9 protein-coding genes are annotated in these 12454 nt (G+C 39.8%); 1 reads left to right on the top strand and 8 read right to left on the bottom strand.

What is annotated here, in order from left to right:
- Positions 1-845 precede the first annotated feature (845 nt).
- The 8 genes from ABN080_RS10620 to ABN080_RS10585 all read right to left on the bottom strand — a co-directional run bounded on the left by ABN080_RS10620 (position 846) and on the right by ABN080_RS10585 (position 9507).
- Entirely contained in the window at positions 846-1703 is an 858-nt protein-coding gene (locus tag ABN080_RS10620) for a universal stress protein (protein WP_272576764.1), read from the bottom strand.
- Positions 1704-1705: 2 nt separating this feature from the next.
- A complete protein-coding gene (locus ABN080_RS10615) occupies positions 1706-3184 on the bottom strand; it encodes a SulP family inorganic anion transporter (protein ID WP_349440989.1) in 1479 nt (492 codons plus the stop codon).
- A gap of 282 nt (positions 3185-3466) precedes the next feature.
- Positions 3467-3892, bottom strand: coding sequence for a glutaredoxin-dependent arsenate reductase (gene arsC, locus ABN080_RS10610; RefSeq protein ID WP_238562599.1), 426 nt, complete (start codon positions 3890-3892; stop codon positions 3467-3469).
- Positions 3893-3902: 10 nt separating this feature from the next.
- Positions 3903-5192: an arsenic transporter gene (locus ABN080_RS10605; protein WP_238562600.1), complete on the bottom strand. Its 1290-nt coding sequence runs from the start codon at positions 5190-5192 to the stop codon at positions 3903-3905.
- A 55-nt stretch (positions 5193-5247) separates the two neighbouring features.
- Positions 5248-6999: an arsenical pump-driving ATPase gene (arsA, locus tag ABN080_RS10600; RefSeq protein ID WP_238562601.1), complete on the bottom strand. Its 1752-nt coding sequence runs from the start codon at positions 6997-6999 to the stop codon at positions 5248-5250.
- A gap of 13 nt (positions 7000-7012) precedes the next feature.
- Positions 7013-7378, bottom strand: coding sequence for an arsenite efflux transporter metallochaperone ArsD (gene arsD / locus ABN080_RS10595; RefSeq protein WP_278979140.1), 366 nt, complete (start codon positions 7376-7378; stop codon positions 7013-7015).
- 48 nt (positions 7379-7426) lie between these two features.
- The gene (locus tag ABN080_RS10590; protein ID WP_096865005.1) at positions 7427-7762 is read right to left on the bottom strand and encodes a metalloregulator ArsR/SmtB family transcription factor; all 336 of its coding nucleotides are present in this window, start codon (positions 7760-7762) and stop codon (positions 7427-7429) included.
- A 464-nt stretch (positions 7763-8226) separates the two neighbouring features.
- On the bottom strand, positions 8227-9507 hold the full coding sequence (locus ABN080_RS10585; RefSeq protein WP_349440988.1) for a tyrosine-type recombinase/integrase: 1281 nt from the start codon (positions 9505-9507) through the stop codon (positions 8227-8229).
- A 230-nt stretch (positions 9508-9737) separates the two neighbouring features.
- On the opposite strand from ABN080_RS10585, the gene mutS reads away from it, so the two are divergent.
- The gene (gene mutS, locus ABN080_RS10580) at positions 9738-12302 is read left to right on the top strand and encodes a DNA mismatch repair protein MutS (protein ID WP_349440987.1); all 2565 of its coding nucleotides are present in this window, start codon (positions 9738-9740) and stop codon (positions 12300-12302) included.
- Positions 12303-12454: the final 152 nt, after the last annotated feature.

Raw genomic sequence — 12454 nt, 5'->3', positions numbered from 1 at the left:
TGCTAAAAAATGCAATAAAAATTGGATTAACAAATAATGAGGAGTATGACAGAGAGATTTTGCACGCTCTTGAGGAAATCGAATTCCAACCATCTAAAGATGAAGCAGCCAAAAGCAAAACCGTATAAAAGGTTTTTAATAAACGTTTAAAAGTCTTTTAAAACCTCCTCAAATACCATTCAAAATAGTGCGAAAAATAGCGTTTTTTTCCTATTTTTCCTCAAAGTTGGCGCGGTAGTGCAGAATTGATGAATTGCCGCTAAAGCCAGACATATCAAGGCACGTCGCCTGACCTCAGCCCATATCTAGCAGTGCAATATTGAATCCCCCCACAGCACCGATGAATTTACGGAACGAATGCTTCAGCCCTTAACAGTATGATGTTAGACATGCTGGCAGCGGTTGCGAGAAAGGATTAAGAAGATAGACGTCGTCGTCAAGCCCAAGGAGTGCAAAAAGCCAAACAAGAAGGCAAGTATAAAGGTCGCCCTATCAACAAAATATTACATCAAAAAATTGAAGGTCTGCTGATGGAGGGGAAAAGTTATAGCCAGATAGAAAACCTAATAGGTTGCTCAAGACACACAATTTCGAAAGTATCAAAAGCGATGAAAATAAAGAAATAAATATTTCATTATTTGCTTATCAGGTGCTAAGTACCTTCCAATTTTACCAAATTTTGACATACAAAACGGAATGAAAATATTCAAGTATAAATACTTACCAAATAACATTAAAATTCAATTGATTATATTTATAAAGACAAACCTCGCTCCATATTCTGGAATGGAGAGCTGACGAAAGTGAGTCACCTCTCCTTGCAATGATAAAAGTAAACGAAAAGACTAACGAATGACGAGTAATGATACCGGAGTTTTATTTATCATATCTGTCGTATGACTTCCTGCAAAAAATTGCTTCAATCGCGAATGTCCAAAAGCGCCCATGATGATCAAGTCAATGTTATTTTGTACTGCAAAGCGACATAACTCATCAACGATATTATCGCCATTCTGAAGTAAACAGGTTTTCGCCTTAATACCTGTTTGATGAAGTCGGTTTTGTGCTTTTTTGAGTTTACTGTCTTGGTTACCGTACATCACCAAATAACAATCACTATCTGCTAATAATTTCACTTGTGTTAATCGATGAATAATTCGTTCACCTTCTCCACTGCCATCAAACGCAATCATAATCTTTTTCGGCGGGGCAAAATTTCGCTTACAGATAAGTACTGAATTTTTTTGAAGACGGATGATTCCCTCTAGCTGACTGCCGATATGACCCGTTAATTCAGATTGCTCGCCTCGACGACCGAGTACAACAATATGCGCATCTTCCTGATTAAGCATTTCGGCTAAAGCCCCTTGCCGCTGAAGTGTATTAACATCTAGAAGACCTAAATCTTGAGTGATTTTTTTTGCACTCATTAATAATTGTCGACCTTCCTCACGGGTTAAACGCGCTCGCTTTTCTTCAATATCCACAAGTTCATTCAATAAAGTTTCTCGGGTGTCAAATCCGATGATCCCGCTTAAGTCATGGTGTGCCGATGTTGGGATTTTTTCATTCATGTGTAACAGTGTCAGTGGAAGATTAAGTGTTTGGGCTATCCAAGCACTGGCGTGACAAACGGCAATCGCCGAGGGTGAACGGTCTATACACCCAATTACGCAAGTTTTTTGAATGATATCCGCTGCCATAATTAATGACCTCCCATGAATTTTTCAATTTTTTTCGGGTCGTCATGAATACCAAACTTATCAACCAACGTTGCAGTGGCTTCATTCATCCCCTTAATTTCAATATCAATACCTTCACGTCGAAACTTAATCACCACTTTATCTAACGCGCTGACGGAAGTGATATCCCAAAAATGAGCATGATTCACATCGATAATCGCTTTATCAATGTCTTCTTTAAAATCAAAGGCATTAACAAAGCGTTCCGATGTGGCAAAGAAAATTTGTCCCCGAACTTCATAATGGCGTACCTTTCTGTCTAGTCTTGATGTAACCGTCATGTATCTCGCGACTTTATTGGCAAAATTAAGCGCTGCGATGAGCCCCCCGACAAGTACCCCGTAAGCCAGATTATGAGTCCAAACGACAACAATGACGGTGGCTATCATAACGATGCTGGTTGATAGCGGATGGACTCGTATATCGGCAAGGGATTGCCAAGAAAAGGTTCCAATTGACACCATAATCATCACAGCAACTAACGCCGCCATAGGGATTTTTGATACCCAATCATTAAGAAAAACCACCATTAGCAATAAAACAATACCGGCAACCAGTGTCGATAATCGACCTCGGCCACCCGATTTTATATTGATAATGGATTGACCGATCATCGCACATCCCGCCATCCCGCCAATAAATGCAGTGGCTATATTGGCAATGCCTTGCCCTTTACATTCTCGATTTTTATCACTGGTTGTATCCGTCAAATCATCCACAATCGTTGCGGTCATCATTGATTCCAATAAGCCAACAACAGCTAGAGCTAATGAGTAGGGCAATATGATAAGTAGCGTTTCAATGTTCAAGGGAATATCGGGCAAAAGAAAAATAGGCAAACTGTCAGGCAAAACGCCCATATCACCAACCGTTCGGATATCAAGACCAAGCCATATTGAAATTATCGTTAATACAACAATACACACTAATGGCGAAGGAATGGTTTTATTGGCTAATGGAAACAAATAGATAATCCCTAAGCCTGCCGCGGTCATCGCATAAACATGCCAACTCACATTGGTTAATTCAGGGAGTTGCGCTAAAAAAATCAAGATAGCCAGCGCATTAACAAATCCCGTTACCACCGAACGTGAAACAAATCGCATTAAATTACCGAGCTTTAAATATCCTGCAATAACTTGAAATATCCCGGTTAATACCGTCGCAGCTAATAGGTACTGAAGGCCATGTTCTTTCACCAGAACGACCATTAAAAGTGCCATTGCACCAGTTGCCGATGAAATCATGCCGGGGCGCCCCCCAATAAAAGCGATAATTACCGCAATAGAAAATGCAGCGTATAACCCAACTTTGGGGTCGACGCCTGCAATAATTGAAAATGCGATGGCTTCAGGAATTAACGCTAAAGCAACAACAATACCGGCTAGGACATCCCCACGGATGTTACCCAGCCAGTCCTGACGAGATGAGGACAAAAGCATATTAGACTACCTTGTAATCTATCAATCCCAAGATGGGAGAGCATATTTTAAATAAACGAAATTATCCCAAAGAAGGGATGTGGAAATTGGCTGATTTAGTATCAACCTAAAAGGAAGGAGGTATCTCAGGGTGGCGTAAGGCGCATAATATGATCAGCTGTTCCTATGAATAGTATGTTTTTTAAAATACCAATATCAACGACCTTAAGCAAGTACCTGATTAACATGAGTGTACTGATGCCCTGCATCGGTACGCTCATCATGATAAATATCGTTAATGATTTACTTTATTCTGATGCCTTGTTTATCAACAACAACCTCGCCATCTTCTTTGATAAATTCACGTTGTTGCGAATGAGGTAATATATCCAAAACGACTTCTGAAGGTCGGCAAAGCTTAGTTCCTATTGGCGTAACAACAATCGGTCTATTAATCAGTATTGGGTACTGCAACATAAAATCAATTAATTGCTCATCTGTATAAATATCTTTTTCTAAGTTTAATTGATCATAAGGCTCGATATTTTTTCGTAATAACGCCCTTACCGTAATTTTCATATCGGCAATAAGTTGCACTAACACATCTTTAGTTGGAGGCGTTTCTAAATAATAAATGATCGTCGGCTCAACGCCACTATTGCGGATCATGGCAAGGGTATTACGTGATGTACCGCAATTCGGGTTGTGATAAATTGTAATTTCATTCATGGGATCACCCTTAATTTAACAGTGAGAGTCGAAGTACTAAAGCGATAAGTGTGACGGTGAGTACAGGGATCGTCATGATAATTCCCGTTTTAAAATAATATCCCCACGTAATCGTCATGTTCTTTTGCGATAAAACATGTAACCACAACAATGTAGCTAAGCTACCAATTGGCGTAATTTTTGGCCCCAAATCGGCACCAATCACATTGGCATAAACCATTGCTTGTTGAATTAATCCTGACGCTTCACTTCCTTCAATGGATAGAGCACCAATTAATACCGTTGGCATGTTATTCATTATTGATGATAAAAATGCAGTAATAAATCCAGTGCCTAGAGTTGCTGCCCATAGCCCTTTATCAGCAAGGTAATTGAGCGTTTCAGAAAAATAATCGGTTAGCCCTGCATTTCTTAAACCATAAACAACCAGATACATACCTAAAGAGAAAATGACGATTTGCCACGGTGCTCCACGTAATACTTTTTTGGTATTAATCGTATGGCCTCTGGCTGCAATCACCCAAAGAATTAAGGCGCCAATAGCCGCAATTGCACTCACTGGAATACCTAATGGTTCTAAGACAAAAAAACCAATAAGTAGCAATGCCAATACAAGCCAACCTGCTTTAAATGTTGTCATGTCCTTAATGGCTAAAGTCGGTTCACTCAGTTTGGTAACATCATATTGTTTAGGAATATCTTTGCGGAAAAACCAATGCAGCATCGCTAATGTTGCAATAATTGCAGCAATATCCACTGGCACCATAATCGATGCATATTCAGTAAATCCAATATTAAAGAAGTCCGCAGACACGATATTCACGAGGTTCGAAACAATCAGCGGCAAGCTTGCTGTATCGGCGATAAACCCTGCAGCCATGACAAATGCTAATGTCGTGCCTTTGTTGAAACCAAGTGCCAATAACATCGCAATCACAATAGGCGTTAATATCAATGCTGCGCCATCATTGGCAAATAAGGCCGCAACCGTTGCACCAAGTAACACGATATAACTGAATAACAGTTTTCCTTTACCCCCGCCCCACTTAGCAACATGTAATGCAGCCCATTCAAAGAAACCACTTTCATCTAAAAGTAGGCTAATGATAATGACGGCAACAAATGTCGCCGTGGCATTCCAAACAATGTTCCAAACAATCGGGATGTCTTGAAAACTGATCACACCAAAGATCAGTGCCAATACGGCTCCTGCAGTAGCACTCCAGCCAATACCCAGTCCTTTGGGCTGCCAAATAACAAAGGTGATCGTTAAAATAAATATTAATGCGGCAATCAACATAGCAACCTCATTTAAAAGGTGCTTTTCCGCACCTTTTATTTTTAGAAAATAAAACTTACTCTGCGAGCTGACTTAATGCAGATATCCCCACAGGCTCTGTTTCAAGCAAAGGAACAATAGCAACACGTTTTGCCAATGTTGATGTCACCTTTTCAATCTGAGCGACTTCCTGTTCTGCTCTTGAAAGTAACAATGGTGATGTTGTTTCCGTGATAGATAGACTGTTATTGATCACCCACGCCCACGGATGTATATCTGCCCGTATTAAATCATTTTGTAAGTTTTCCACCTCAAGTACAGGCGTAGTTTCAGCGAGTGTCGTAATAATAACTTTGGTGCGTTCAGGATCTTGTAATTGCATCATCGGCGTTAAATAGTGTCCTTTTTCACCCATCTTCTTAGCAATTTCTTTATGGTATGCCCCTGTTGCATCCAGAAGTAATAATGTATGCCCAGTCGGCGCAGTATCCATGACGACAAAACGTTTACCCGCGTCTCTAATGATGCGAGAGAAAGCCTGAAATACCGCAATTTCTTCTGTGCATGGAGAGCGTAAATCTTCCTCAAGTAATGCACGCCCCTCTTCATCTAAATCTTTCCCTTTTGTTTCTAAGACATAATTACGATAACGCTCAGTTTCAGCGATAGGGTCAATTCGGCTAACTTGAAGATTGGGTAAAACACCATCGAGGGTTGATTCAATATGCGCAGCTGGGTCAGATGTGGTCAGATGTACATCAAGCCCTTTTTCTGCCAATTTAACTGCGATTGATGCCGCAATCGTTGTTTTCCCTACACCACCTTTGCCCATTAACATAATCAGCCCATGCTGTTGCTGAGATATTTCGCCAACCAGTTCTGACAAGGTAGGTAAAGAAATAGGTTGTTTTGTCGGGGTAATAGTTGGAACTTGTGGTAAGTCATTAGATAACAACTGCTTCAGTGCATCGACACCCACCATATTGATATTTTGTAAATAAAGAATATCGACAGGTAACGAGCGTAATACTTCAGGCATAGACTCTAATGCCGCTTGTTCACGAGAGTAGAGCGCATGGGATAACTTATCATTTTCAGTCACCGCCGTTTCAGGGAAAACACCATTGACAATCAATTGCTGATTTTTGATACCAAGAGATGACAACTCGCTATAGGTTCTCGCGACTTCCCTCAATGCGGCAGACTGAGGTCGTGCAACTAAGACTAGCCTTGTTAGTGATTTATCACTCAACGCTTCCACCGCCATGCTGTACTGCTCACGTTGTTTATCAAGACCAGACATTGGCCCTAAACATGACGCACCATCAGGATTGTCACTAATAAAATCACTCCACGCACTCGGGAGTTGTAATAAACGGATGGTATGCCCCGTTGGTGCGGTATCAAAAATGATATGGTCAAATTGCCCCGTAATTTCGGTATTAGTTAACAATCCAGTAAATTCATCAAAAGCTGCAATCTCTGTTGTACAGGCACCTGATAGCTGTTCCGTAATACTTTGAATTACCGCTTCAGGTAAACTTTCTTTGATTGGATTAATAATTTTGTTTCGATATTCTTCGGCTGCGGTTTGAGGGTCTATTTCAATAGCAAATAGATTTGGAACCAATGTTATTGGCTTAATATTGTTGCCTATTGATTGAGAGAATACTTGCCCAACGTTAGAAGCTGGATCAGTGCTCACCAGTAAGACTTTTTTCCCTTTTTCAGCCAACTTAATTGCGGTCGCACAGGAAATAGAGGTTTTACCCACCCCACCTTTTCCAGTAAAAAATAAATAATTAGGTGTGTTATCTAAAAATTTCATTTTATTGCTCCTGTTAACAACACGTTTTACCATTACCACAACACGATTTAACAATTTCAGCTTTTTCAATATTCGGTCGAATACCAAACCATCTGGCTAACTCATGTCGTTTTGGGTATCGACCGGTCAGCACAATCTCACCGTCAAGAATCAATAGTGGAAGTGACTCGGCACCTGCGGTTTCCAAAAATGTTTTTGCTTTTGTGTTGTTAACAAACGCCATAGGCTCTTGCGCTAGATTAAAACGCCTTATACTTGCCCCTTGTTTTTTTAACCAATCCACATCTGTTGCGAAGTCTACCAATGCTTGATCGACTTCGGTTCCGCAAACACCAGTGCTACAGCATAATGCGGGATCAAAGACTTCTAGTTTTTTCATATCTCAACCTTATATGTGGTTTATCATATATGTTAATTTAAAAATTTTTTATACAGAACAACTACTCGCAGACTCTTTTGTCTCTAAGCGCTTGAGCAAATCTGCAACTCTATTTTTCTCTGTGGCATAGGTGACATCAATGATACTTTTCACCCAAGGTAGCAATGCTGGAGATAATCGATAATGAACCCATTTACCATGCTTTGAATCGAGCAAAAGACCCGACTCTCTGAGCATTGCCAGATGTCGAGAAGTCTTTGGTTGCGATAAATTTAAGGTCGTGTAGATATCACAGACACATAGCTCACCAGATGCTTTCAAAAGCAACACGATATCCAATCTGGTTTGGTCACTGAGTATTTTAAATAGCAGTAGTGGTTTCATACCTTCTCCTATATTTAATGTATATAAGGTATACTTAAAAAATACATTCGTCAAAACATATATGATAGCCTATGAATTCTCTAAATGGTTTTTCTTACAACGCTATCTTTATTTATTAATAATCTCTTACTGAGGAGCTTAGAACTTTTAATTTTTCAATGTAATACTATCGCATAAGATATCGTCTGTAGCCCTTAATATTACAAGGCTATGAGCAAACTTTGGACTTTTCGATGAAATGGGCGCATAACCCCATGCTAGGGGAACATAACCATATGCTCCCCTCTTGCATCGTAGTAATTGCTAAATAAGTTTAATAAGCATAAAAAACCGATTTTATCAAAAATAATCCATTTTATTTGATAGGCTCAATTAAATGAGTACACCGCTGAGTACAAAACCAATAATCTAAAATCAAATCATTATAAATCAATCGAATATAACATCAATTAAGGCTTAATGTGTCATACTAAACTTCCCATATGGTCCGCCCACTTCTGCAACCACACCTTACATTCACTCTCATAACTGTATAAATCATACGTTCCTGCAATACCGCTGCGCGAGTGCCCAAGTATCGCCTCACCCACTTCATTAGGGCAACCTAGTTTAGCCAGCCCAGTACGCACCGTTCGACGTAAATCATGGGGAGACCAATCAGGAATATCCAACATATTGCCTTCCTTACGTAAACGCCATGCACATTCTGTCAGGTATTTTTGTTGAATAGGTAACTTTGTTACTTGAGATGGAAAAAGATATTTATCAGAATTCATCCGCATTGATTTCAAGTAGATGATGGCTTGATCAGGTAATTGCACGTAACGCTCGATTCCCGTCTTGGTTTCTTTCAGATGGATAGTGCCTTTTTCAAGATCCACATCATTCCAAGCCATTGCGCACACCTCTCCTGTTCGGCATCCTGTCCAAAGCGTCAAACGGAAAACATTTTTCACGACATTGGTATAAACTGAACTCGGTAGCCACGCTAAAAACTTCTTTAGTTCATTATCATCTAGATAGCGAGTTCCTTTGTTGCTGGTTAATTTAAATTTTGCTTGCTGTAAGCTCGATTTAGCCAACAATGCAGGATTAGCAAAATTATCATCAAAATACTCTAGACCGATTGAAAATTCATAGGCTGCTGACAGTTCACGTAATACATTACCCGCTTGAACTTTAGCTCCTCGACCATCAATTTCACGCACAAGTTCAATGACATCTTTTCGAGTAACTTCATTTGCCATTCGTTCACCTAAGACACGAATAACATCGGCTTCAAGCATACGGCGGACTTCTATTTGCCCTTTCTTCTTTCTTGAGCCTGCAATGATTTTACCATCTTTACCTTTACGATCTTCAATACGTTCAATTAAGTAAAGCTCAATAAGATCTTTAACTGTCAATTTCGTTTCTAGTGGTTCTAACTGAACTTGTTTTTGGTGCTGTTTTTCTTCTTTTAATTCTGTAGCAGGACATCGACCTAATTGACGTAATTGTTTTAATTCTTGTAGCTTAACTCTCGCTTCACTCAACGATATTTGAGGAAAATTACCGATTTTTATCTGTACAAGTTTATGTGTAACTGGGCTACTATATCGATAAATAAATGTCTTAATACCAGTCGCACCACAAGATACTCGTAAACCTGTGTTTTCACCTGTATCAGTCCTAACATTACAGTTAGGTTTCATCGCTTCAATGGCTTTGGTTGATAAGGGCTTTGCTGGCTGCTTTTGGCTCATAAGTGTTACCTTGTTTAGCGCTGAGTATAAGATAATTAAAGATTTTTAGTGAAAAGTGTAGGTTATCAGTTTTGTTATGCCCATTATACCATATCACCACCAACAACCTACACTTTAACCTACACTTATATATGGGATTCTGTGATATTTTATAAGATATAATGAGATCTTATGAGACAATGAAAAAACATAGAATCAAGTTAATTCAATAAGTTAATATAGATAACCTCATGACTGACAGCCAAAACTTCGAATCCCACACACCAATGATGCAGCAATATCTGAAAATTAAAGCAGAGCATCCTGAAATCTTGTTGTTTTACCGTATGGGTGATTTTTATGAACTGTTTTTTGACGATGCTAAAAAAGCCTCTCGCTTATTAGATATTTCATTAACAAAACGAGGTCAGTCTGCGGGGCAACCTATTCCTATGGCAGGAGTTCCTCATCATGCTGTTGAGAATTATCTCGCTAAATTAGTACAATTAGGTGAGTCTGTCGCTATTTGTGAGCAAATTGGTGATCCTGCAACAAGCAAAGGCCCTGTTGAACGCAAAGTTATTCGTATTGTGACCCCCGGTACCGTCACAGATGAGGCCTTACTTGAAGAACGCCAAGACAACCTTTTAGCCGCTATTTGGCAAGATAAAAATGGCGCATTTGGTTATGCTACATTAGATATCACATCAGGGCGTTTTCGAGTTACTGAAATGTCTGATAGTGAAAGCATGATGGCTGAATTACAACGTACCCATCCAGCAGAACTACTTTATCCAGAAACCTTTGAATCAATGGCATTGATTGAGCGCCAACAAGGCTTGCGTCGTCGCCCTATTTGGGAATTTGAACCTGAGACAGCAAAACAACAGCTCAATCTACAATTTGGTACTCGTGATTTAACAGGTTTTGGTGTTGAGAATGCACATCTCGCGCTCTGTGCTGCTGGGTGTTTATTACAATATGTGAAAGATACGCAACGCACCTCTTTGCCTCATATCCGTAGTATTACCATGGAACGCCCTCAAGATTCGATTATTTTAGATGCGGCAACTCGTCGAAACCTTGAATTAACACAAAATCTTGCGGGTGGCACTGATAACACACTGGCATCTGTACTTGATCTTTGTGTTACCCCTATGGGAAGCCGTATGCTAAAACGTTGGATACACACACCATTACGCCAACGTGAACAACTCATTAAACGTCAAGATGCAATTAGTGCATTGCAGCCTCTCTATTTTGAGTTACAGCCTTTTTTACGCCAAATCGGCGATTTAGAACGTGTATTAGCACGTTTAGCGTTACGTTCAGCACGCCCTCGTGATCTATCTCGTATGCGTCACGCTTTTCAGCAATATCATGATATTCACCAAGTGCTTGAACAAGCGGATATGCCTTACATTAAAGAATTACAAAAGCGTATTAGCCAGTTCAATGAATTATGTGAACTACTTGAACAAGCTATTGTTGAAACACCGCCGGTATTAGTACGTGACGGAGGTGTTATTGCCTCAGGTTATAATGCTGAATTAGATGAATGGCGAGCATTAGCCGATGGAGCAAGTGATTACCTTGATAAACTTGAAATTCGTGAACGTGAAAAATGGGGTATTGATACACTTAAAGTTGGCTTTAATGGTGTACATGGCTATTACATTCAAGTAAGTCGCGGGCAAAGCAATTTAGTGCCTATGCACTATGTTCGCCGTCAAACATTGAAAAATGCTGAACGTTATATTATTCCTGAGCTAAAAGAGTATGAAGATAAAGTTCTGACCTCGAAAGGTAAGGCGCTGGCGATTGAAAAAATGCTCTATGAAGAGATTTTTGAAAAATTATTGCCACACCTTACTGCATTACAACTCAGTGCAGAGGCTTTAGCAGAAACAGACGTTCTCTCTAACCTTGCAGAGCGCGCTGAATCATTAAATTATACTCGCCCAGAATTAAATGAGAAAACAGGTATTCAAATCTCAGGAGGACGTCACCCTGTTGTTGAACAAGTTCTTAGCGAACCTTTTATTTCTAACCCATTACAATTGGCACCTCAACGTCGCTTATTAATCATTACAGGCCCGAATATGGGGGGTAAAAGTACTTACATGCGACAAGCTGCTTTAATTACTTTACTTGCCTATATAGGTAGCTTTGTTCCCGCAGAAAAAGCATCAATTGGCCCTATTGACCGTATCTTTACTCGTGTGGGAGCTTCTGATGACCTTGCTTCTGGCCGCTCTACCTTTATGGTGGAAATGACCGAAACAGCCAATATTTTGCACAATGCGACTGAAAACAGCTTGGTATTAATGGATGAAATTGGTCGGGGTACATCAACTTATGACGGATTATCTTTGGCTTGGGCTTGTGCTGAAAACTTAGCTAATCGTATTAAAGCAATGACACTCTTTGCGACCCACTATTTTGAATTAACCACGTTACCTGAAAAACTTGAGGGTACTGCAAACATTCACTTAGATGCTGTCGAACATGGTGACACCATTGCCTTTATGCATAGCGTTCAAGAAGGTGCCGCAAGTAAAAGTTATGGTTTGGCTGTAGCCGCATTAGCGGGTGTTCCTAAAGAGGTTATTCGCCGGGCTAAACAGAAATTAAAAGAGCTTGAAATGCTATCTGGCCACTCTGGCTCCGGTCACGTTGAAACGTCACAACTGATGTTGTTAACAGAGGCTGAACCTTCTGCGATTGAATTAGCTTTAGATAAAATCGATCCTGATGCTCTAACACCACGACAAGCTTTAGAACAACTTTATCGATTAAAAGAAATGTCAAAATAAGACATAAAAATCAAATAAATAAATGATAAAAAATGGCGCAGTGTTTATCTTCATTGCGCCATTTTTATAACAGTTTTCTATTTTTATCACTGATAATTACACTGTTTCACTTATGCAACTCGCTGTTATCTCGTTTTTTATTTTGTCATTAT

Source organism: Proteus sp. fly-1089 (genome assembly GCF_040138965.1).
Taxonomy (GTDB): Bacteria; Pseudomonadota; Gammaproteobacteria; order Enterobacterales; family Enterobacteriaceae; genus Proteus; species Proteus vulgaris_B.
Note: the sequence above shows the minus strand (reverse complement) of the source record. Positions and strands in the feature narration are given on the sequence as shown.